Annotated in this window: 17 protein-coding genes and 1 riboswitch; of the genes, 5 read left to right on the forward strand and 12 right to left on the reverse strand. The window is 58.6% G+C overall.

Annotation, left to right across the window (positions count from 1 at the left end; all coding sequences use genetic code 11):
* Positions 1-150 precede the first annotated feature (150 nt).
* From CLV97_RS12750 to guaA, 3 genes are all read right to left on the reverse strand, one after another.
* Positions 151-1,383 (reverse strand): peptidase MA family metallohydrolase, encoded by a 1,233-nt coding sequence (locus CLV97_RS12750; RefSeq protein ID WP_146130490.1) that lies wholly within the window; start codon positions 1,381-1,383, stop codon positions 151-153.
* A 179-nt stretch (positions 1,384-1,562) separates the two neighbouring features.
* Positions 1,563-2,870 (reverse strand): NCS2 family permease, encoded by a 1,308-nt coding sequence (locus tag CLV97_RS12755; protein ID WP_211295751.1) that lies wholly within the window; start codon positions 2,868-2,870, stop codon positions 1,563-1,565.
* A 122-nt stretch (positions 2,871-2,992) separates the two neighbouring features.
* Positions 2,993-4,531, reverse strand: coding sequence for a glutamine-hydrolyzing GMP synthase (gene guaA / locus CLV97_RS12760; RefSeq protein WP_106345926.1), 1,539 nt, complete (start codon positions 4,529-4,531; stop codon positions 2,993-2,995).
* Between the two features lie 194 nt (positions 4,532-4,725).
* A riboswitch (purine riboswitch) is annotated at positions 4,726-4,827 on the reverse strand.
* Between the two features lie 159 nt (positions 4,828-4,986).
* On the opposite strand from guaA, the gene CLV97_RS12765 reads away from it, so the two are divergent.
* From CLV97_RS12765 to CLV97_RS12775, 3 genes are all read left to right on the forward strand, one after another.
* Positions 4,987-6,258, forward strand: a complete 1,272-nt coding sequence (locus CLV97_RS12765; protein WP_170070512.1) for an MFS transporter — start codon at positions 4,987-4,989, stop codon at positions 6,256-6,258.
* A 185-nt stretch (positions 6,259-6,443) separates the two neighbouring features.
* On the forward strand, positions 6,444-7,070 hold the full coding sequence (locus tag CLV97_RS12770; protein ID WP_106345928.1) for a DUF2087 domain-containing protein: 627 nt from the start codon (positions 6,444-6,446) through the stop codon (positions 7,068-7,070).
* A 15-nt stretch (positions 7,071-7,085) separates the two neighbouring features.
* Entirely contained in the window at positions 7,086-8,435 is a 1,350-nt protein-coding gene (locus CLV97_RS12775) for an MFS transporter (protein WP_106345929.1), read from the forward strand.
* Between the two features lie 11 nt (positions 8,436-8,446).
* On the opposite strand, the gene CLV97_RS12780 is transcribed toward CLV97_RS12775, so the two are convergent.
* Positions 8,447-9,829: a M28 family peptidase gene (locus CLV97_RS12780; RefSeq protein WP_106345930.1), complete on the reverse strand. Its 1,383-nt coding sequence runs from the start codon at positions 9,827-9,829 to the stop codon at positions 8,447-8,449.
* 300 nt (positions 9,830-10,129) lie between these two features.
* On the opposite strand from CLV97_RS12780, the gene CLV97_RS18400 reads away from it, so the two are divergent.
* Complete coding sequence (locus CLV97_RS18400; protein ID WP_211295749.1) at positions 10,130-10,240, forward strand: sporulation protein YjcZ; 111 nt, start codon at positions 10,130-10,132, stop codon at positions 10,238-10,240.
* A 348-nt stretch (positions 10,241-10,588) separates the two neighbouring features.
* Positions 10,589-14,365: an alpha amylase N-terminal ig-like domain-containing protein gene (locus tag CLV97_RS12790; RefSeq protein ID WP_170070514.1), complete on the forward strand. Its 3,777-nt coding sequence runs from the start codon at positions 10,589-10,591 to the stop codon at positions 14,363-14,365.
* Between the two features lie 292 nt (positions 14,366-14,657).
* Here CLV97_RS12790 and CLV97_RS12795 read toward each other — a convergent pair whose 3' ends face one another.
* From CLV97_RS12795 to tatC, 8 genes are all read right to left on the reverse strand, one after another.
* The gene (locus CLV97_RS12795) at positions 14,658-15,704 is read right to left on the reverse strand and encodes an ABC transporter permease subunit (RefSeq protein ID WP_106345933.1); all 1,047 of its coding nucleotides are present in this window, start codon (positions 15,702-15,704) and stop codon (positions 14,658-14,660) included.
* Positions 15,685-16,599, reverse strand: a complete 915-nt coding sequence (locus tag CLV97_RS12800) for an ABC transporter ATP-binding protein (RefSeq protein WP_170070515.1) — start codon at positions 16,597-16,599, stop codon at positions 15,685-15,687. The genes CLV97_RS12795 and CLV97_RS12800 overlap by 20 nt, the downstream gene beginning before the upstream one ends.
* Positions 16,553-17,011, reverse strand: coding sequence for a GntR family transcriptional regulator (locus CLV97_RS12805; protein WP_170070516.1), 459 nt, complete (start codon positions 17,009-17,011; stop codon positions 16,553-16,555). The genes CLV97_RS12800 and CLV97_RS12805 overlap by 47 nt, the downstream gene beginning before the upstream one ends.
* Before the next feature lie 117 nt (positions 17,012-17,128).
* Positions 17,129-18,364 (reverse strand): ABC transporter permease subunit, encoded by a 1,236-nt coding sequence (locus CLV97_RS12810; RefSeq protein ID WP_106345935.1) that lies wholly within the window; start codon positions 18,362-18,364, stop codon positions 17,129-17,131.
* Positions 18,357-19,301, reverse strand: coding sequence for an ABC transporter ATP-binding protein (locus CLV97_RS12815; protein ID WP_106345936.1), 945 nt, complete (start codon positions 19,299-19,301; stop codon positions 18,357-18,359). The genes CLV97_RS12810 and CLV97_RS12815 overlap by 8 nt, the downstream gene beginning before the upstream one ends.
* A 383-nt stretch (positions 19,302-19,684) precedes the next feature.
* The gene (gene groL / locus CLV97_RS12820) at positions 19,685-21,304 is read right to left on the reverse strand and encodes a chaperonin GroEL (RefSeq protein WP_106345937.1); all 1,620 of its coding nucleotides are present in this window, start codon (positions 21,302-21,304) and stop codon (positions 19,685-19,687) included.
* Between the two features lie 51 nt (positions 21,305-21,355).
* The gene (groES, locus tag CLV97_RS12825; RefSeq protein ID WP_281257612.1) at positions 21,356-21,643 is read right to left on the reverse strand and encodes a co-chaperone GroES; all 288 of its coding nucleotides are present in this window, start codon (positions 21,641-21,643) and stop codon (positions 21,356-21,358) included.
* Between the two features lie 248 nt (positions 21,644-21,891).
* Positions 21,892-22,647 (reverse strand): twin-arginine translocase subunit TatC, encoded by a 756-nt coding sequence (gene tatC / locus CLV97_RS12830; protein WP_106345939.1) that lies wholly within the window; start codon positions 22,645-22,647, stop codon positions 21,892-21,894.
* Positions 22,648-22,679: the final 32 nt, after the last annotated feature.

Genomic DNA, 22,679 nt, shown 5'->3' on the forward strand with positions numbered 1-22,679 from the left:
GAACGCTTTCTTCCTCGTTTCCGCCGCCTCTCTCGCGGCGACGGATTTAATCTTATCACGGTCAGTTCCGTTTGTCAACCACTTTTTTTCGGAGGTTTTTGCTGGAATCCCTCCGGGCTCTTTTTTGGAGCCGAAACATGAACTACTTTATCACGGATTCGACGCGTCGTCAACCCGGAAATGATCACCAATTTTTTCGGTCGGAAACCGGTCGGCCATCCCTTCTCCCCGTGACGCGCCTTCCCTGTACTCTTTGATCCACTCCCGCTCCAGCTGTTCCATCGTCTTCCCCAACACCTTCTTGATCGCCGCACGGGTCCGGCGGTTCAATTCGGGAATCTTGTCCGTGCTGTCCCGGTCGATCACGGGGAACTGCCGGAGGACGGCAAACACCTCCCCGATCTTTTTCTCACCGTAGCGCTCGATTAGAAACCGGAACAGGGCGGCGCTTTGGGAGTAATATTGGGAAGCCTCCTTGACGGGCAATTTCTCGAGCTGCAGGGATTCCAATACCACGAAGCGCCAGGGGCGGTCGATCCGTTGTTCGTCCGATACGCTGTAGAGCCCCGGAAGCAACCGGGTCTGGTAATACTCCGCGGCGCCTTCCTGCAGCCAGTAGGCGGCGTTATCCCCGGTCCGTTCGCTCACCATCTTGTGGGTCACCTCATGGACCAGACCGGAGGCGAAGCTTTCTTCCCAGTCATCCATCTGAATGGCGCCCACAAATTTGATCGACTGCCCCGCTTCGTTCCAACCGGCCGCCCACTCCGGCAGGGAGAGCTTCACCGACTGCCGGAACAGCTCCGGGTGGTGGTACAACTTTACTTCGACGGCTTCCGCCGGCACCCATGAGAATTTTTCATAAAACGCATCGACGGCGCGGCTGACGATGTCCAAAGCGACGGCCGCCTGCTTTTTCAAACGGGGATCCGTGTAAAAGACGACCACATCCCCCGACGCCATCCGCTCGAAGGGGAGGTCCGAATCTTTCCAACCCTGCTCCGTCTTTTCAAATCGAAGGGGATACCTCACGGAGCGTGTCTTTCCGTCCTTGCGATAACTCTGCTTGATCAGGGCGCGTACCCGAAACGGGCGTTCGGGAGCAATCGACTCAACTTCCATCCGGAAGGAACCGGGATCGATATAACGGACGGCATCCTCAAACCAGCGCTTCTGCTCCCGCCAGTAGGTCCGGCGATCTGGATGGATCACCCGCAAAAACCGCTCTTCATCCCCGCTGTTGACGGCCGCTTCCTTTTCCTTGACCAGTTTCCGAACGGTGTCCGCCACCGGTTCCGGGCATGCGGGTGATGCCGCCGCCGGAGCAACGGCAAACAACAGGACCGACACCATCAACAGGGAGATCCACGCACGACTCCGCATGAGCATACCGCTCCTTCACACAGCGAAAACACGAATCCCTCTTTTCCCGTTCGTACGGGTTTCTTCCATTAATACTAATGTGCGACAAGAAAAGGGGGATCATACGCCGCAACAAAAAAGGCGGAGCCTCAAAGCTCCGCCGATTTTTCACGGGGAATTCCGGATTCCGGGGAATCGGATCAGATGGCCCCCAGGAAGGCAAAGCGCGTAATGAACAGCACCGCCAGAACATACATGATGGGGTGCACCTGACGCCCCTTTCCGGCGAAGATCTTTCCGATCGGATACAGGATAAAGCCGATGGCGATCCCGGTGGCGATGCTGAAGGACAAGGGCATCATCAGGACCGTCAAAAACGCGGGCACCGCTTCGGACAAATCCTTCCAATCGATTTCGCGCAGGCTTCCGGCCATCAGCACACCGACGATGATCAGCGCGGGCGAGGTGATGGCCGCCACGGAAGCGAAGGATTCCACCAGGGGAAAGAAGAAGAGGGCGACCAGGAACCAACCGGCCGTCGTCACGGCGGTCAGACCCGTCCTTCCTCCGGCGGCAACCCCCGCCGACGATTCGATGTACGAAGTGACCGTGGAAGTACCCAGCGCCGCCCCGGAAATCGTCGCGAGGGAATCGGCCGTCAACGCCCGGCCGGCGCGCGGCAGTTTGTTGTCCTTCAACAGCCCGGCCTGGCTGCTGACCCCCACGAGGGTGCCGGCGGTGTCAAAAAGGTCGACGAACAAGAAGGCAAAAATCACCGTAAACAGTCCGATATCCAGTGCGCCGGCGATATCCATTTTCATAAAGGTGGGTGCCAGGCTGGGCGGGGCAGAGAAAATGCCCTTCGGCGCCGCCACAACCCCGGAGATCATGCCGACGACGGCCGTCACCAGCATTCCAAGCAGGACGGCTCCCCTCACCTTGCGGATCATCAGCAGCACGGTGACGACCAAGCCGAACAGAGTGAGAAGGATTTCCTTCTGGAACAGGTCGGGATTGAGGGCGACGAACGTGGCCTCGGAACCGACGATAATCTGGGCGTTTTTCAAGCCGATAAAGGCGATGAACAGGCCGATCCCCGCCGAGACGGCGTGTTTCAGCCCCGAGGGGATGACGTTGATGATCATCTCCCGGATTCGGGTGGCGGTAAGGAGCAGAAAGATCACCCCGGAAATGAACACCGCCCCCAGCGCCGTCTGCCACGGAATCCCCATGCCCTGAACCACGGTATAGGTAAAGTAGGCATTCAAGCCCATACCGGGAGCAAGGGCGATCGGATAATTGGCCAGAAGGCCCATCAGGAGCGTTCCGATCGCCGACGCGATGGCGGTGGCGACAAACACCGCCCCGAAGTCCATTCCCGCCTCCTGTCCGAGCATAAAGGGATTGACCAAAAGGATATACGCCATCGTCAAAAAGGTGGTGGTTCCCGCCAAAACTTCCCTCCGCCAATTGGTGCCTGATTCGGCCAGGCGGAACAAGCGGTCCAACCCGGGCGATCCATTGGACATTTTCGCTTCTCCTTTCCTTTTCGTTCCGAATGCGAGATCAGGCCGGGGGGTGCCGCCCCTCGCTGCACACCCCTCATTTCCGGCCGTTTTGCCCGAGGTTATCACTCCCACTCGATCGTCGCCGGCGGCTTGGAGGTGATGTCGTACACGACGCGGTTGACGCCCTCCACCTCTCCGACAATCCGGTTGGCGATCCTCTCCAACACGTCGTAGGGAATTCGCGCCCAGTCGGCGGTCATGCCGTCGACGGAGGTAACGGCCCGAATGCCCACGGTATAGGCGTAGGTTCGGGCATCCCCCATCACTCCGACGCTGCGGAAATCGGGAAGGACGGTGAAGTACTGCCAAATTTCCCGATCCAGGCCGGCCCGGGCGATCTCCTCCCGTAGGATGGCGTCCGATTCCCGGACGATGGCCAGTTTTTCCTCCGTCACCTCGCCGATCACCCGGATCCCCAAGCCGGGCCCGGGGAAGGGCTGTCTCCAGACGATCTCCCGGGGGAGGCCAAGCTGTTCCCCCACCCGTCGCACCTCGTCCTTGAACAGGGTCTTCAGGGGTTCGATCAGCTCCATCTTCATCTCTTCCGGAAGTCCGCCCACATTGTGGTGGGACTTGATCGTCTGGGCCGTCGCCGTTCCCGATTCGATGATGTCGGTATACAGGGTGCCTTGTCCGAGAAAGTGGTGATCCCCCAGCTTTTCGGCCTCTTCTTCGAAGACGCGGATAAACTCGTTTCCGATGATTTTCCGCTTCTGCTCCGGATCGGTCACGCCGGCCAGTTTGGAGAGGAAGCGTTCCCGGGCGTCCACCTGGATCACGTTCATGTGGAAGTGATCCCGGAACGTGCGCATGACGCTCTCGGCCTCTCCCTTCCTCAGGAGACCGTGGTCAACGAAAACGCAGGTGAGCTGATCGCCGATCGCCCTGTGAATCAGCACGGCGGTGACGGAAGAATCGACCCCGCCGGACAGGGCGCAGAGCACCCTTTTCTCGCCGACGCTTTCCCGGATCTCCTTCACCGCATCCTCGATGAAGGATTCGGCGGTCCAACCCCCGGCACAACCGCACACGTCGTACAGGAACCGACGGAGGATTTCATCCCCCTGTTCCGTGTGCTTTACCTCCGGATGAAACTGGACCGCAAACAGCCCGCGTTCCGGATCGCTCATGGCCGCCACGGGCGCGGATGACGTCCTCCCGTCGACACGAAAGCCCGGAGGAGGTTCCACCACCGCGTCGCTGTGACTCATCCAAACCGTCAGGGAAGTGCCCAGGCCTCGAAACAGCGGGGAGTCGGACACCACTTCCAGCTCCGCTTTCCCGTATTCCCGCTTGCCCGCACGGTCCACCCGGGCGCCGAAGCGGGCGCTGATCAGCTGCATCCCGTAGCAGATCCCCAGGATGGGAATCCCCAGCTCATAGATGGCGGGATCGCACGCGGGAGCATCCTCGGCATAAACGCTGGCGGGGCCGCCGGAGAAGACGATTCCCTTCGGCTTCATCCGGGCGAGTTCCTCCGCCGTCACATGATAAGGGACCAGCTCGCTGTACACTCCCAATTCCCGTATCCGCCGCGCGATCAGCTGGTTGTATTGTCCCCCGAAGTCCAACACCACTACGCGTTCCGTTTGACTATCCATCCTTCATCCCTTCCGTTTTGTATGAGTTCAGATCCATCCAGATCATAGCATGCCACTTGGAGGACCCGATCCGCAAATGTTTTCTTCAAATAAGTAAGCAAGCCGGAGTCTCCGTACCGCGACACCTACGGCGATACGGGACTCCGGCCGATTGATTCCTTGGATGGTCACAAATATGATGAAGGGATCAGGCGTCCGGGGACCCATATGCTCGTAGTCCAGCCATTTACGGTGGCCGGGTAGAGACATTCAGGCCATATTCCTGAACATATACGAGCCAGTCCGCTGCAAACATCATATCAGAGCGGTCCAAGGAGGGTCAAGCGAGGGAAACTTTTGCTAATTTCCACCGGAAATGACGCACTACCTCTATTTTTTAAATATTATTGTTTTCTAAGTTTAGAAAATAGACTATAATGAAAACGCCAATCTGCCAAACCGGTGGTGATGACACGATGAAGCAGCTGATCAAAGACGCCAATTTCCTGAAAATCCTTTCGGCCAACCTGCTTTCCCACATCGGTTCCGGAACCACCATGATCGGGGTTCCCTGGCATCTGGTGAACCGGGAGGGGGGAGAAACCCTGTACGGATGGGCGGCGATCGCGTCCACTCTCATCCTGTTCCTGGTTTCCCCCTATGCGGGGGTTCTCGTCGACCGGCACTCCCGCAGGGCATTACATATGTCTTATGATTTTACCGGTATGCTGGTCACCGCCGGCTTTGCCCTGTGGGGAATCTGGGCCGGCGGCTTCGCCGACTGGCAGCTGCTATTGATCTACATTGCGGGAACGCTGTATTACGCTTTTCACTTTCCGACCATCTTCGCCCTCAATCAGGAATTGTACGCCTCCCATCAGTACCGCACCCTGAACAGTTTGATGGAAGTCCAGGGTCAGGTGTCGGCGATGCTGGCCGGCGCCCTGGGCAGCCTGCTGATCGAAACATGGGGCCTGATGAAGGTGCTGCTGCTGGACGCCGCCACTTACTCGGCCGCCTTCGCGCTGATCGGCTGGGTCCGGCTTCCAAAGAACGGCGGAAAGGGCCGGGAAACGGTACCGGCAGCAGCGACTTTCGCCAAAAGGACGTTTTGGCAAGACCTGAAAGAGGGTTGGGATTTTCTCCGCCGGAACCGCACCCTGTTCGTTTTTTTCGCCGCTTCGTTCATGCCGTTCATCACCGTCATGGTGACCAACTACCTGTTTCCCGTCTATATCGCGAAAACCCTGCACCAGGATGCCTCCATCTATGCCCTGACGGAAGTCATCTATGCCGTCGGTGCGGTTTTGGCCGGGCTGACCATGGGCCCCCTGTCCCGCCGGATCGGCTTGTACCGCGCCGTACTGACCACCACTGCCGCTTTCACGGCTGCCATGTTCACCGTCGCCCTGGTTCCGGCCGTTTCCGTCTTTCTCCTCATGAAGGTGCTGTTGGGATGGGGAAATGCCGGCACCCGGATCAACCGAAACACCTTCATGATGGAGACGGTGCCCAACCGGCTGATCGGCAGGGTCAACGGCTTTTTTCAGACCTTCGGCATCGCTCTGCGGGTCGCGTTCATCAGCCTGTTTACCTTCACCGTATCCCGCACGGGGGCATCCTTTTCCCTGCTGATCATGGGGCTGGCCCTTGCCGCCTCGGTGGCCGCCATCTGGTCGTGCCGCCGGTTGGGTCAGCCGCATCCCAAAAACCGAGTTTTCACCCCGGCGGTACTCCGGAAGCATTAAAAAGAAAAGCGGCCATCGCCGCGATGGAATCCGACAATCAATCCTTCACGGAGAAACGGACACGAATCCGCAGTTGGATGAAAAAAATTACGTCTTGAATCCTCAACTAATTAGACTATAATCTAATTAGTAAAACATCTAATTAGATTATAGTCTAATTTTTTGGACACGGGAGGTGACAACGATTGCAACTCCAGCGCCTGATCCTTTTTCACAAAGCCCTCGCCGATCCGACCCGCATCCGAATCCTGGCCCTGCTCGCGCGGGGACCCCTGCACGGGCAGGCTTTGGCAGGAAAACTGGGCATCCGCCCGCCGACCGTCACCCACCACATGTCCAAGCTGCGGGAAGCGGGATTGGTAAAGGAACGTCGGGAAAAAAACACCATCTATTTTTACCTGCAGGAGACAGTGCTGCGACGGAAGGCCCGGGCCGTACTGGACGTGGTCCTGAAGGAAGCGCATGAAACCTTTGAAAAACAGGCGGAGGATAAGATGAAGAACACCGATCAAGGGGCAAAAGCAAAGCGGGAGCTGGAAAAACAGGAGGTGCTGCGGAACTTTTTCACCCCGGAGGGCCGGCTGAAGCAGATCCCCGCCCAGCGAAAAAAGAGGCTGATCGTCCTGCAGCACATCGTCAAGGGACTCAAAACCGGCACTTCCTACACCGAGAAGGAAATCAACGAGCACATCCAAAAATTCCACGACGATTTCGCCACCCTCCGGCGCGAACTGATCGTAAACCACATCATGTACCGCGAGAACGGAATATACGAACTCAATCCGCCGGAGCTGTGGGCGGACATCCCGTGACCGGGGAACGTTTCCATGTGCGAATACTGGCGCCTTCTGAAAAGGGAAAAACCGTTTCGTCTGCTCGTTGGTGCCGGATTCATCGGAGGAGTGGGATCATATTTTTTCAACGTGGCCGTTCTCGGCCACCTGCTGCAGATAACCGGTACCCCGCTGGCAGTGGGATTCACTCTGGCCCTTCGCGTCCTGCCCTATTTGTTGTTCGGATCACTCGCCGGCTGGATGGCGGACAAAATCCCGCGCAAACGGATCATGATTGCGGCGGACCTGCTGCGGGCACTGCTGGCACTGTCTCTTGTTGCCATCTCGTCCCCCGATCATGTTTGGATCATCTATGCCGTCACCTTCGCGATCGCAATATGCAACGCTTTTCACACACCCGCGAGCAACGCCTCGGTGCCGCTCCTCGTAAAGGAAAAGCACCTGCTGGTGGCAAACGCGCTCGATCAAACGGTGCTCGGCTCGGTCCTGGTCGTCGGTTCCGTCTCGGGAGGGATCATCTCCGCTGCTTGGGGAACCGATATTGCCTTCGTCTTGAATGCCTGTGCATTTTTCACATCCGCCCTGATGACCGGTAAAATCGTTTACCCGCCTCCGGAGGGCGAAGGGCGTCCCCGCGCAGTCGCATCATCACAAGAAGGAAAGAGCGCATGGCGCGAGATCGCCGCGTTCATTGCCGCATCACGGCTGCTCCGGATTCTGCTCGCCTTTGCCATCCTGGTCCCATTGGCTGACGGGATCCTGAATGTATTGATCAGCGTGTATGCCTTCCAGGTGTTCGACATGGGAAACACCGGCACCGGCATCCTTTATGGGGCGCTGGGTACGGGCTTGATGCTGGGTGGAGCACTGGCTCAGCGGCTGTCGAAAAACATCCGGACGACCATCGCCGCCGCCCTTTTTGCAGAAGGCTTTTGCCGGATGCTGGCCAGCCAATCAACGGCATTCCCGATCGCCGTCTTTCTGTTCGTCCTGGTGGCAACGGCCGCCGGCATCGGCAACGCTTGCACCGAGACCCTCATCATGCGCGTAGTGCCGTCAGACCGTCTGGGACGGGTGTACGGCTTCCTCTCCTCTCTGCAAAACGGTGTGTTCGGAGCGGCCCTGATGGGAGCAGGCGCACTGCCTAAACTGGATTCCCCCGCGCACCCTCGGGCTGGCTGGAGGTGCCTTTTTCGCAGCGACAGCCCTGATCGCCGGCACCATGCTGGCGAGGAGCCGATCCACGGAAGAGAAGGAAAGAACGTTGGCAGGCACGGTAGAAAACTGGAAAAAGACGGGTGTATCCTGATTCAAAACGCGATGAGGCCGGGGCGGCGCCCCGACAGGCGCCGCTCCCGGCCTCGTTTTTTCTCAACCAATTGAAAGTTGCTTTTTTATCGGTTCGCAAATTCGGGATTGTGGAACCTTTTTTCTCCTTTCAGGCCCTCGGCTGAAAACGCTGCACCCCGTTCAGGCAAGTTCTTGTCATTGGCGATGTCGTGGGTCAGCGTGGTGACCAAAACGCCCATGTTGTACAGATTATTCTTGGACAGCTTGTCCACCGTGTCTTCATCGGTGTGGTAGTTGGGATCCGGCCCGTAATTCAGGAAGACCACGGGAATCCCCGCCGCTTCGAAGGGGGCGTGGTCACTGCGGTCGGAAACGGTTCGCCGGTAGGGATGGCCGTAAGCCCGGATATATTCCTCCGCCCGATCTGCCACGAAGGACACGGCCCCCTCTTCCGCCGTCATGACCCCCATGGTGTCGCCGACGCCCACCATATCCATGTTGATCATGGCGGCGATGTCGGCGATCTCCCGGGGATCCAAGGATTCCACGTAATGGGTGGAGCCCACCAATCCCGCCTCTTCCGCACCGAAGAAGATCACTTTCACATCATGGTACATCGGCTTTTTGGACAGCACCCGGGCCAATTCCAGGAGCGTCCCGGTCCCCGAAGCATTGTCGTTGGCGGCGGGAGTATCCACACCGTCATAGTGAGCCCCCACCACGATCGTCTTCCTCTCCTTGAAAGGACCTCCCTTTTTGCCGGGGATCGTGCCGATCACGTTTTGCGAATAGCTGTTTTTCAACACCGTGTCCACCTTCATGGTCACGGTCACTTTTATCCCTTGTTCCAGCAGTGCCTTCAGGGATTCCCCCTCCGCATCGCTCAGGGATGCCGCGGGAATATCCGTGGGCTCTCCCAGAGTTCCGTTGATGTTCCCGGACGCGTTGTTGAAAATGATCGCTCCGACGGCCCCCGACTTCGCCGCGTTTTGGGTTTTTTCATAGAAGGTGTATTCTCCCCGCTTGATTAAAGCGATTTTCCCCTTCGCATCCACCTGGGCGAACTCCTCTTCGGAGCCCAGACCGGCGTAGACGAGCTCCGCCCTCAAACCCTCTTCCGGCGTGGCCGGAGAATAGGTCATGGTCTGGCTGTCCAGGTTTCTCGGCTCCGGCTCGACGACCTGCACTTCAGAACCGCGGTCCTGGAAGGCGAGGAAGGGGAAGACCTGCCGCTCCACGTTCAATCCGTATTTCTCCAATTCCCGGGCAATGTAATCGGCCGCACGGTGTTCCCCCTCGAACCCCGCGATCCTCGCATCATCCCTGTCGGCCAATTTGGCGATATGTTGATAGATGCGCTCCGCACTGATCTTTTTCGTAAACTCCTGGGTATGTACCGGCACCGACGGAACGGCGTACGCTGTGGAAGCAAACGCCAATAAGGCAATCAGGGCCAATGATCCCATCCTCCGAAAACATCTGAACATGGGTTCCCCTCCGAATGATTAAAAATTTTATCCAATTTAATTCTATGGAATCATTTTTTCCTTTGTCAATAATAGAACGATCCTCCGACCCATAAAACGTTAGAGGTAGCCTCCTGCGGCTTGCGATGGATGATTGACCCAACTCCATGCGGCCGTACGAAGTTGCCTTTTTCCATCGGCGCCTATCGGCAGCCCCCTTGAAGGCGTTTGACCATTTTTGGTGACCATGGGGTAGCCACCCAACCCCATCGTCCGGCACTGCATAGGATTAAGATGACACAACCGAAGGAGGTGTTGTTTGTGAGCGGTTATGGCTACGGCGGTTACGGCATTGGTCTGCGTCGGCTGTTGATCTTCCTGTTGGTGATCGCAACGATCTTTGTCTTCGCCGGAGTAGGTTTCGGTTACTGAGATTCGAACACATCACCTGTATGAAGTCCACGGATCGCGGCACCCGTTCATCTAAAATCACATGATAAAATGGCCGTTCCGGCACCCCTCCTCCAAACGTGCGCATTTTCTTGTGCGAAAACCCTTGTTATCACACGGTGCAACTCCCTTCACAACCTCGCCGAAGGGGACCGGTGCCCCCTTCGGCGTATGTTCTTCTTTTCCATCGAGGAAAACGGCTACCCCCCTTGCCATGGATGGAATTTTTGGAGTAAAATAAATTTGACCTTTCAGAATTATTCCGCCCGAGCGAGGTCGTTTTTTATCGCGTTTTGTGCAACCGATTTCATTTCAAAGGGGGTATTTTTAATGTTTATCCAAGGAAAATCGGCAATTTCCATCGCGGCAACGATTGCACTCCTCTTCACCCTGCTGCCGTCATTCGGGGAAAATCCAACCGCCGCAGCGGAAGGGTTGGACGACAATATCCACTGGAACGAGCTGAAGCACGACACCCGCGACCCGCTCTTCCGACATCCCTTCGGCGCCGTTCCGGCCGGGGAATCCGTCCGTCTCCGGATGCAGACCAAGGCCGGGGATGTGGAGTCCGTAAAGCTGATTCTGTGGGACGACTTGAAAAAGAAGCAATCCGTCCATCCGATGACGCCGGTCGGCACCTCCCCGGACGGTCTGTTGGAATATTGGGAGACGACGGTCTCATCGGACAGGCCCACGGTGTTCTGGTACCATTTTGAACTCCAGGACGGCAGCCGCATCGTCCGTTACGGGGACCAGCCCGAGCAGGACGGAGGCATCGGCGAGCCCACCGACGGCCATCCGCACGACTTTCAGCTGACGGTTTACGACCGGGATTTCCGGACCCCCGACTGGTTCAAGCTGGGAATCACCTATCAGATTTTCCCGGACCGCTTTTACGACGGCGATCCCTCCAACAACCGCGCCGCCGACGACCGGGGCAGCCGGGGGGATGCGCCCATCGAACACCGAAAGTGGGGACAGCTGCCGGACAATCCCGATCTGTCGGACCTTCCCGGCTATGACGGGGACGGTATCTGGAGCAACGACTTCTACGGCGGAGACCTGGCCGGCATCCGAAAGAAGCTGGACTATCTGGAATCCCTCGGCGTCAAGACCCTCTATCTCAACCCCATCTTCGAGGCGACCAGCAATCACAAATACGACACGGCGGACTACGAGCGGATCGACCGGATGTTCGGGACGAAGGAAGAATTTGAACTCCTGGCCCGGGAGGCGAAAAAACGGGGCATGCACATCGTTCTCGACGGGGTGTTCAACCATGTGGGGGACGACAGCAAATATTTCGACCGGTACGGCAAATGGAGCGACCCCGAGAATCGTCCCGAGGAGATCGGCGCCTGGTGGGCCTGGAAGCTGAAAAAGGAGGGGAAGTGGAAGGAGCACTACGCCTCCCCCTGGGAGTCCTGGTTCCACATCAATGACGACGGTTCCTACGAGGGGTGGTGGGGATACGACAGCCTGCCGGTGATCCGGGCGCCGGAGGGAAGCGAGCTGAATGTGAAGAGTTTCGCCGACTTCATCATCCGAAACGACAATTCCATCACCCGCCGCTGGATCCGGGCGGGGGCGAGCGGTTGGCGGCTGGATGTGGCCCCGGAAGTGGCCCGCGATTTCTGGCAAGCCCTGCGCGCCCATCTGAAGGGAGATCAGCGGGGGGACCTGAACCCGCCCAACGGCGAACCGATCCTGATCACGGAAAACTGGAACGACGCCACCTACGACCTTTTGGGAGACACTTTCGACTCGACGATGAACTACCGATTCCGCAACGCGGTGATCGCGTTCATGCTGGACGAGCCCTTCGACGACACGGATGTCCGGCACCGCCCGATCGACGCCGCGGAACTGGATAACCGTCTGATGGATATCTACGAATCATACCCCCGGGAAGCCTTTTACGCGATGATGAACCTGATGGGCTCCCACGACACGATGCGAATGATGAAGGTGTACGGCGATGTGGAGAAGGACCATCCGCTCACCCCCGCCGAGCAGAAGGGATGGTCCGACGAGCGGGTGGCCGAAGCCAACCGCCTGGCCCGTCAGCGGGTCAAGCTGACCGCCCTGCTCCAGATGACCTATCCGGGCTCGCCGACCATCTACTACGGGGACGAGGCGGGATTGACCGGATTTGACGATCCCGACAACCGGCGCACATATCCCTGGGACAATCCCGACACGGACCTGCTGGAACACTTTCGGCGGCTGGCAAAAATCCGCGAGCAGCACCCGGTACTGATGACCGGCGACCTGACCACCCTGTTCGCCGAAGGGGACACTTACGTCTTCGGCCGCAAAATCACCGGCGGCAAAGACGCCCTGGGCAACAGCGAATACATCGTCAACTACGAAACCGGGGAAAAGCGGAAAGTGACGGACGGCGCCGCCGTGATCGCCATCAGCAAATCGGGGGGCGTCCGGGAAGTGGAAGTCGGATCCTTCGTCCGGGACGGAGTCCTGTTCCGGGACGTGTGGAACGACCGGGAATACCGGGTGGAGGACGGCAAGCTGCGGATCGAGCTGCAGCCGATGGACGGAGCCATTCTGATCGCCGCGCCGGGGCAGGATCTCACTCCCCCGCCGGAGGTGGAGCGGATCCGGGCCACGGGCAAGGACGGAAGGGTCCACCTGACTTGGCAACCGGTCCGGGGCGCGGCCCGCTATGAGATCCTGCGCAGTCCGATCGACGGAGGATACGAGGTCAAGGTGGGGGAATCGAAGGGCGCCTCCTTCACCGACCGGGCGGTGAAAAACGGCCGCCGCTACTACTACCGCGTCATCGCTGTCGATGCCGCCGGCAACCGGAGCGAGTCCGGAGCCGCCGTTTCGGCGGTTCCCCATGCGCCGATCCAGTCGGCGGTCAACCGGACGCCGAAAGCGGATAATCATGTCATCGGCGTCGAAAGGGAAATCACCGCAATCGGTCAAGTGACCGTCAAAGGGGTGACCGGCCGGGACCGGCCCAGCCACCAGGTCCTGGCGGAGGTGGGCTTCAAACACAAACAGGACAGCGGATTCACATGGCAGAACGCCCAATTTGACCGCTCCGTCAAAAAGGCCGATCAGTACACGGTGACCTTCACCCCCGACCGGCCGGGAACCTGGGAGGTGGTCTTCCGCTTCTCCACCAGCCTGGGGGAAAAGTGGACAGAAACGCCCGTCGTGCGCGTCACCGCGGTTCCCTCCGACGACCGGGAAGCGCCGCCGTCCCCCGTTCTGCACCAGCCGCACCAGCAGTCCCGGCAGGTGGCGCTGAAGTGGGATCCGGTAAAGGCCGATGACCTGGCCTTCTACGAAGTGGAGCGTCAGACGGTGACCGAGGGAAGGAGGGGCGAATGGCAGCGAATCGCGAGAGTCGGCGCCGATCAGACCGCCTACACCGACACCACCGTGGAAAACGGAACCACCTACCGCTACCGGGTGCTCGCCGTGGACACCTCCTTCAACCGGAGCGAAAGCAATCCGGTCCAGGTGACGCCGAAGGAAACGCCGGTGCGGGTCACCTTCCGGGTGAAGGTGCCCGAATACACCGGAACAGACCACCCGGTCCACCTCGCCGGCACCTTTCCGCAGGCCGAGTGGAACCCCGGCGCCGAGGAGCTGAAGATGGACTATGTGGGTAACCATACGTGGGAAAAGGCGCTGGAATTGACGGAAGGAACCCGGGTCGAATACAAATACGCCCGGGGCAACTGGGACCGGGTCGAAAAGGGGGAATACGGCGAGGAACTGGACAACCGGACCCTCACCGTGAGAAACGAAGGAGACGACCGAATGCTCGTTACCGACGAAGTGAAGCGCTGGCGGGACATTCCCCTCCACGTCTACGAACCTGCGGACGGCACCCGGACCGGTCAGGCGAGCATCCTCCTCCGGGGAGACGCCTACAGGGAGGCCGAGCTGACGGTCAACGGGGAGACACGGATTCACGAGGGCGGCCCCTTTGAACGATCCATCCCCCTCTCCGTCGGTGAAAATACGATCGCCGTCCGCGTCACCCCCGCCAACCCCGACGGACGCGGCCTCGATCCCGGACAGGTCGCCGAACTGACCAGAGAAGTGCGCATCCGGGTCATCCGGGAATAGTGTTCGGAAGCGAATGCACATACACCTGAAATCCGAAAAAGCGGAAACACCCGGAGGGGTGTGTCGCTGAGCCCTTTGTCTGAGGCGTAACGAAGCGGCACACCCCCTCCGTCCACCGGGACAACACCCTTCCCTGCCAGGATTGCGATGCGGAATGCCTTCCTTCCCCTCGCCGGCGGCCATCCACATTTTCTCCCATTGGACGTCGGATCATCGGCGTGGGCGTCCGGGGATTTCCATATCGCGGTTTGTTTATGTTGGAAAATGGATCGCAAGATAGCGGAACGGACCGTCATCGGGCACCGATGACGTTGCCCTCCATCTGACGCATCAGGTATTTCGCCGCCCAGACCCCCGCCATGTAAGCCAAACCGGCGGAAAGTAGCCCGCTGATCCAATTGAAACTGAAGACATAGCCGACCAATGCCGCCGGGATCAACGGAATGAAGAAACGCCAAAAGAGGCGTGCACTCCCGAAAACAAATGCCTGACCGTTTTTCTCCAGCGGACTTTTTTCAAACAGCCGGAGGGAGAGCATCCCCAACACCAGAAAAGCGGTGAAGAGGGCGGCAACATGACCCATGTGGACTTGGCCAATGGCATAGTTGGACAGATAGAAGAAAAGATCGATATATTCAAGCCCATTCCGGATCCGCTCCCAAGCGGAATCCGAAAGGCCCATGGGCAATCCGAAAAATCGAATCGTATCGGCAAGCAACCAGTGAAGGTGGGAACAGAGAAGGACCGCTCCCAAGTTCGCCACCCAATTCCCCGTGACGACGGCAATCAAAAAACCGAGGGAAAAGAGGCTCAGCAGGTACGAAACGCAGAAGGCGAACCAGAACAGGGCCTCCGTCCAGGTATATCCCACTGGTGCAACCAGCATTATCCCCAGGACGAACAGCAGATTGACGGTCATCATCCCGATGATGGACATCGCGCCGAAGAAAAACTTGGTCACCGCAATCTCCCGCCGGCTGACCGGTGCCGCCGCCAAAAACTCCAGCGTATTGGGCGTCCGCTCCCGGGCGATCAACAGGACTCCCCACAACCCCACGGCGACGGGAGCCAATGGGAACAGCGGATTGAAGCCCATGCCCCATCCATCCGACTCGTCCACCATCAGACCCTTGATCGCTGAAGTGACCTTGAAAGACCACGGATCTGCAGAACCAAACAAGCCATACAGTCCCCTATACATCCCCATCATCGTATCTACCCAGAAGATCACTGCATCGATGATCGGGGTGTAGATGACGAACAGCAAGAGAAGAAGCAGCAGCCATCGATTCTGCCGCCATTCCTTCCACAAAAGCGCCTTATTCAGCAACCGGCCCATCCTTCTCCCCCTCCTTCTCCACCGTCCGGATGAACCACTCCTCCAGGCCGAGGCTCACCGTTTCCATATAGACCGGCCGGTGAGCCTTGACCGCCTCCAGGACCGTGTCGAACCCGTTTCCGACCGTGATCATATACACCCTCCCCTGGCTCTCCAAATGGAGGATTTCCGGCATCCTCCGAATCGCTTCCGGCAGCCCTTCCGGAAAGACCGCCTGGATTTTGCGGGCTTCCTTTCTCAATTCCTCCACCGTGCGGGTCAGCAGACACCTCCCCTTTATCATCACGGCCACGTGATCGGCGATCCGCTCCAGATCCCCCAGCTGGTGGGTGGAGATCAGCACCGTCGTCCCGTGCTCGGCCACCTCCTCCAGCACCAAACCGAGCATCTGATGCTTCACAACCGGGTCCAGTCCGCCCGTCGGCTCGTCCAGGATCAACAGGCGCGGCCGGACCGACAGGGCGATGGCCAGGGCAAGCCGCGTTTTCATCCCCTTGGAAAGGGACAGGATCCACCGGTTCCGGGGAAGCTGAAACCGCTCCAGCAGCGCCTCGCATCGCTCCCAATCCCAGTGCCGGTACAGGCGGGAGCACAACTGAAGCATCTCCTCCACGCGGAAAGACGGGTACAAAACCGGCGCGTCCGGCACGTAGCCCACCTGCTGGCGGACCTCTCCGCTTTCCTCGAAACAGTCTCTTCCCAGGATGCGGGCCGTTCCCGCCGTCGGCCGCAGGATGCCCATCAGCGTGCGGATCAGCGTCGTCTTCCCAGCCCCGTTGGGACCTACCAAGCCGAACACGGCTCCTTCCGGCACAGTCAAATCCAACCCGTCCAACGCGGTGACTCCGTCAAAGATCTTGGTCAGCCCGCGCGTCTCGATCGCCCACCGGCTCATCCGATCTCCTCCTCTCCCGGTACCACTGACGGATGATCTCCTCCGCCATCGCCAACACTTCATCCTCTTCCATCTGCAGGTAGTAGGCCTCCACCAGCACCTTCTCCAACATCTCCCTCATTCTTCCCATCTTCTCCTCCCGGTCGATGCCCCGGGTCCGAACCTCAGCGACAAAGGTTCCCCTGCCGCGGAGGGTTTCGATGATCCCCTCCCGTTCCATCTCTTGGTACGCCTTGGCGATCGTGTTGGGGTTGATGGCGATGCGACCGGCCAGATCCCGGACCGACGGAAGCTTATCCCCCGGAGCGAGAATCCCCCGTGCCACCGCCTCCTTCACTCCGTCCACCAGCTGCTGATAAATCGGCACGTCGGACCGCGGATCCACGTCAAACCACAAGAAGCTCACCTCCATTGCCCATCTTCCTTAACCGGCACTTCCGGCGAGGATGCCGGAGGAGATGCGATCTCTCGGCAAAGGTTCTCGGAGACACACCCCCTCCGGCGGTTCTGCCTGCACCGAAAGATCCCGTCAGTGATTCAACACATCTCTTCGCGTAAAGGTCAAAAAGGCGGGGATCAGCGCGAGGAGCGCCCAGCATCCCAACACGATCAATCCGGTGGTGAGGGACAGATCGGCCTTCAGATGCGCGGACAGGCCGCCCGTCCAGTTGTTCAGCAGGTTGAGGTGAGCGGTAAACAGCCAGAAAAGCTTTCCGCTCTCCACCGCTTGGAACAGGATCTCGCCGACGATGATCACGGCGAAGGCGACAGCGGTGCTGATCATCGACGACCGGAACAGGACGGAGCAGAGAAAGGCCAGTGTCGCCACCGACATCATCGCCAGGGAGAGAAGCAGGCAACCGCTCAAGATGTACACGGACATGGGCACGATCGCCGCTCGGCCATAATGGGGGATGCTCACCGTGTGCGACTGCGTCATGGGATCCGGCGAATCAACTTTTTCAAAGGTGTAAATGACGTTTACGATCTGCGGCTGATCCCAGCCGTCTATGCCGTACAAGGCGGCGTTCACCCCGAACATCAGCGCAAAGACGATGAGCGTCAGCAGAAGAGTGGCGAAAATGCTGACCAGCCATTTTCCGAACAGGATTTTCGCCCGGGAAACGGGACGGATCAGCAGGAGCCTGATCGTCCCGGCGGTGGTCTCGCCGGAAACGATATCTGCGACAAGGATCACGACCAGCAGCGGCAGGAAGACCCGGGAAGTGAAGTGGATCAAATCATCCATTTCCTGATATGCTGTCCTTTTCCAATGAGGAATGGGAGGGACGCCGTTTTCCAGATGGTACTTCAGTTCCATTAGTCGTCCCTGTCCCATCGCCTCCCCCACTTTGTTTTCACTCCGTGCCGCATCCTCCACTTCGCGTTCCGTCTGGGCGATCCGATCCTCCACGACGGATCGCCAATCATCGGATGCCAACCGCTGTTCTTCCTTAAGCCGCTGCTTCATATCGGCGATCGACTGTTTGATACTTTCGATCCGTTCCTCCGGATCTTCTCCCTCCCGGGCGGAGTCGGGACTTTTCACCTGCTCCTCCATGCTCTTCAATTCCTGTTCGGCCTGTTCGATCTGTCGCTTCAATCCCTCCGGAGAATCCCATCTCATCATGTCCAAATGTCTCTGATAGGAAAGGGCGCTCAACCCGCACACCACCAGCACCGCCAGCAGGACGGTGATCCACAGACGTCGGCGACGCATCAATTTCATCCATTCGTTGGCAATGACCCGCCCCAGCTCACGCACCGGCCTGCACCCCCTTTTTCTCCTCCTGCTCCGCTCCTCCGGTCAGCTCCATGTAAAACTCCTCCAGGGACTCCCGGGACGGCTCCACCGCATAAATGTCCACTCCGTTCAACACCAGCAGGCGGATCAGCTCCGGTACCTGACTTTCGGCAACGGCGGCGCGGACCGACCGTTCGCCGATCGTTTCGACGCGCCATCCCCTTTGCTCAAGGAGATCCTTCGCCGTTTCCGGACGGCCCACACGGATCGAAACCGCCGAATCGCCGCTTTTGAGAAGCTCGGTGACGGATTGCTCCGTCACGATCCGACCATCCTTGATGATGGCCACCCGGTCGCACATCTGCTGGATTTCGCTCAGCAGGTGGCTGGAAACGAACACGGCGACACCGGTCGAAGCGATCTTTCGCACGAGGCTGCGAAATTCGCGCATGCCGGCGGGATCGAGGCCGTTGGTCGGTTCGTCGAGAACCAGCAGGCCGGGATCGCCGATCAGCGCCTGGGCCAGACCGAGCCGTTGCCGCATGCCGAGGGAATAGGTTTTCACCTTGTCGTCGATCCGTCCTTCCAGTCCGACCAGCTCCGTGAGCTCCTCGATCCGCTGCCGCATTCTCCGCCGGTCGATCCCCGCCAAACGCGCGTAGTGAATCAGGTTTTGTCTCCCGGTCAGGTAAGAGTAGGTCTCCGGGTTTTCCACGATCGCCCCCACGTGACGAAGGGCCTCGGCGCGCTCCTTCTGAACGTCACAACCCTTGATGCGAATCCTCCCTCCGCTCGGCTTCGCCAGGCCGACAATCATGCGGATCGTCGTCGTCTTGCCCGCACCGTTCGGCCCCAAAAACCCGTACACTTCCCCTTTCCTCACCGACATGTTGAGGTTTGACACCACCAGACGGGAACCGATGACCTTGGACACGTTCTCCACCGTCAATACCGCCACAAAATGCACCTCCGAACCCCGCGATGTTTTCTGTCATGCCTCTCCGGAAATTTGCGCGTCCCCATTTGCGGTCGTTTCCGTAAAGATTTCCGGATCGGTCCTGAAGGTAACGTGGGCCCCGGCCGCACCGGTGGTGACCACCACCTGCTGCTCCGTCTCGGCCCCCCGCCGATCCTTGTGTATGGTTTGTATTATGTGTACTATTTAATATAGTACACTTAAAATATATCGGTCCCCGACGTTTCCGTCAAGCCTCTTCCGGATGAATCGCGTTTTGAAGGCGGAATCCCGCACATCCAGGTAAAACCAATGCAAAGAAAAACCCCCCGCAAAAATGCGGGGGGAAGGGTTGGAGGTGCCGATATGCCGATGGAAGGGCGGAATTACATCATGTCCATGCCGCCGCCCATGCCGGGGTTGTTGTTCTTCTCTTCCTCCGGTTTGTCGGCGACGACCGCTTCCGTGGTCAGGAACATCGCCGCAACGGAGGCCGCGTTTTGCAGGGCGGAACGGGTCACTTTCGCCGGATCGACGATACCCGCCTTGATCATGTCGACCCACTCGCCGGTGAGGGCGTTGAAGCCGATGCCCACTTCTTCCTTCTTCAGGCGCTCCACGATCACGGAGCCTTCCTGTCCGGCGTTGAAGGCGATTTGACGCACCGGCTCTTCCAGCGCGCGCTTGATGATGTTCACACCCGTCTTTTCGTCGCCGGTCGCTTCGACCGCTTCCACCGCGCGGATCACGTTGACGAGGGCGGTGCCGCCACCGGAGACGATCCCTTCTTCCACCGCAGCCCGGGTGGAGTTGAGGGCGTCTTCGATGCGGAGTTTCTTCTCCTTCAGCTCGGTTTCGGTCGCAGCGCCCACTTTGATGACCGCTACGCCGCCGGCCAGTTTCGCCAAGCGCTCTTGCAGCTTCTCCTTGTCGAATTCGGACGTGGTTTCTTCAAGCTGCTGACGGATTTGGTTGATGCGGGCTTCGATGTCTCCTTTGTCGCCGTAGCCGTCCACGATGATCGTTTCCTCTTTGCGCACGCGGACCTGACGGGCACGGCCCAAGGCATCGAGACCGGTGGTTTTGAGGTCCAGACCCAGCTCTTCGGTGATCACTTGACCGCCGGTGAGGATGGCGATGTCCTGCAACATGGCTTTGCGGCGATCGCCAAAGCCCGGAGCCTTCACGGCGACGGAGGTGAAGGTGCCCTTCAGCTTGTTGACCACCAGCGTGGCCAGGGCTTCCCCTTCCATGTCTTCGGCGATGATCAGGAGCGGTTTGCCCTGTTGCACCACTTTTTCGAGGATCGGCAGGATTTCCTGGATGTTGCTGAGCTTTTTATCGGTGATCAGGATGTAGGGTTCTTCCAGCACCGCTTCCATCTTGTCGGAATCGGTGATCATGTAGGGGGAGATGTAGCCGCGGTCGAACTGCATCCCTTCGACCACTTCCAGCTCGGTGGTGAACCCTTTGGATTCCTCAACGGTGATGACGCCGTCGTTGCCCACCTTTTCCATCGCTTCGGCGATCAATTTGCCGATTTCCTCATCGTTCGCGGAGATGGCCGCCACCTGAGCGATAGAGTCTTTGCCCTCGATCGGCTTGGCGATTTTCTTGATTTCATCGACGGCCGCGTTCACCGCCTTTTCAATTCCCTTGCGCAGCACCATCGGGTTGGCGCCGGCGGCCACGTTTTTCAAACCTTCGCGGATGATGGCCTGGGCCAACACGGTAGCGGTCGTGGTTCCGTCCCCGGCCACATCGTTGGTCTTGGTGGCCACTTCTTTTACCAGCTGGGCACCCATGTTTTCAAAGGGATCTTCCAGCTCGATTTCCTTGGCAATGGTCACGCCGTCATTGGTAATCAAGGGAGAACCGAATTTCTTTTCCAGAACTACGTTGCGGCCCTTCGGACCCAAGGTCACTTTCACGGCATCGGCCAAAGCGTCTACGCCGCGCAGCATCGAACGACGTGCTTCTTCGCTGAACTTGATGTCCTTCGCCATTTCCTCTTCCCCTTTCTTATGTAGGGTTATTGGTTAACGGATCTGCAGGCATCACTGCTCGACGATCGCCAACACGTCACTTTCACGCAGGATGAGGTATTCCTTGTCGCCTACCTTCACTTCGGTGCCTGCATATTTGGAAAAGATGACGCGATCGCCCACCTTCACTTCCAATTCGATTTTTTGTCCGTTTTCCCAACGGCCGGAACCCACGGCGATCACGCGACCTTCCTGCGGCTTTTCCTTCGCCGTATCCGGAAGGACGATTCCGCTCGCGGTCTTTTCTTCCTTCTCGATCGCTTCCAGCACGATACGGTCACCCAACGGCTTGATCGACACAGGAGACCCTCCTTTTCCAACACGAGGTAGAATTGTCTTGCATAACGATTTGTTAGCACTCATCGCCGATGAGTGCTAACACCAATTATAATAATATGCATGTGCCTCCCAATTTGCAAGCCCCGAGGTCAATTTTTTTCCGGATCGCCGATCGGCGCAGTGCATCGATAGAAAGGTGCAAGAGCATTATCTCCCGAATCCGGGGGAGATAAACTTCCGACGTAGTTTCCAAGCAGAAGGTCCTCATCTTACGATTCTTCCAACCAGGTCTTCTCCCTCGCTTCATCTTCCTTTTGGATCCGCCGGTAGAGCCAGGTGCATAGAAACAGGCTGATCTCGTACAGGAGAATGAGGGGAATGGATACCAGAATGTTGGAGACCAGGTCCGGGGGCGTGATGACGGCTGCAAGAATCACCATGCCCAGATAGGCCGCCCGGCGGCCCCTGCGGAGCAGATCCGGCCGGAGTATCCGCAGACGGGTCAAAAACAGGATCACCAAGGGCAGCTCGAAGAAAAGGCCCAACGGAAACACGATGTTGAACATGAAGCCGAAGTACCGGTATATCCCGAAGGTTTCCGTGGTGCCCAGTGCGGCCGACAGCCCCGTCATGAAGCGGATGAGGTAGGGAAAGATCACGTAGAAACCAAAAAGGAGACCCAGGCAAAACAAGATCACCGCAAAGGGAATGTACGTGAGGGTGATTCTCTGTTCGGTTTTCGTCAAGCCCGGTTTGACGAAGGCCCACAACTGGTAGAAGGCGACGGGCAGGGTGATGACCGCCGAAATGACGAAGGCGAACATCATGTAGACGCGGAGGGGCTCCGCCGGAGAGAACACGTGCATCGTCACGTTCGCCGGCATTTGCTGTTTCAGCCAATGGACGAAATCGGCGGCAAAGACAAAGCCGACCACCAGTCCGAGAACAAAGACGACGATCACCCAAATCAGCCGCCGGCGCAACTCGCCGAGGTGTTCGGTCACGGGTTGAGTCTTGTCTTCCATGGCGCAACCACCCTCATGACAATTTCACAGAT

It is taken from the genome of Planifilum fimeticola, from assembly GCF_003001905.1.
Classification (GTDB): domain Bacteria; phylum Bacillota; class Bacilli; order Thermoactinomycetales; family DSM-44946; genus Planifilum; species Planifilum fimeticola.

Excerpts from the sequence above, each read along its gene's own strand:
- CLV97_RS12750 (WP_146130490.1), bottom strand. The coding sequence starts at position 1,383 with ATGCGGAGTCGTGCGTGGATCTCCCTGTTGATGGTGTCGGTCCTGTTG.
- guaA (WP_106345926.1), bottom strand. The coding sequence starts at position 4,531 with ATGGATAGTCAAACGGAACGCGTAGTGGTGTTGGACTTCGGGGGACAA.
- CLV97_RS12765 (WP_170070512.1), top strand. The coding sequence starts at position 4,987 with ATGAAGCAGCTGATCAAAGACGCCAATTTCCTGAAAATCCTTTCGGCC.
- CLV97_RS12775 (WP_106345929.1), top strand. The coding sequence starts at position 7,086 with ATGTGCGAATACTGGCGCCTTCTGAAAAGGGAAAAACCGTTTCGTCTG.
- CLV97_RS12780 (WP_106345930.1), bottom strand. The coding sequence starts at position 9,829 with ATGTTCAGATGTTTTCGGAGGATGGGATCATTGGCCCTGATTGCCTTA.
- CLV97_RS12790 (WP_170070514.1), top strand. The coding sequence starts at position 10,589 with ATGTTTATCCAAGGAAAATCGGCAATTTCCATCGCGGCAACGATTGCA.
- CLV97_RS12795 (WP_106345933.1), bottom strand. The coding sequence starts at position 15,704 with ATGGGCCGGTTGCTGAATAAGGCGCTTTTGTGGAAGGAATGGCGGCAG.
- CLV97_RS12800 (WP_170070515.1), bottom strand. The coding sequence starts at position 16,599 with ATGAGCCGGTGGGCGATCGAGACGCGCGGGCTGACCAAGATCTTTGAC.
- CLV97_RS12805 (WP_170070516.1), bottom strand. The coding sequence starts at position 17,011 with ATGGAGGTGAGCTTCTTGTGGTTTGACGTGGATCCGCGGTCCGACGTG.
- groL (WP_106345937.1), bottom strand. The coding sequence starts at position 21,304 with ATGGCGAAGGACATCAAGTTCAGCGAAGAAGCACGTCGTTCGATGCTG.
- tatC (WP_106345939.1), bottom strand. The coding sequence starts at position 22,647 with ATGGAAGACAAGACTCAACCCGTGACCGAACACCTCGGCGAGTTGCGC.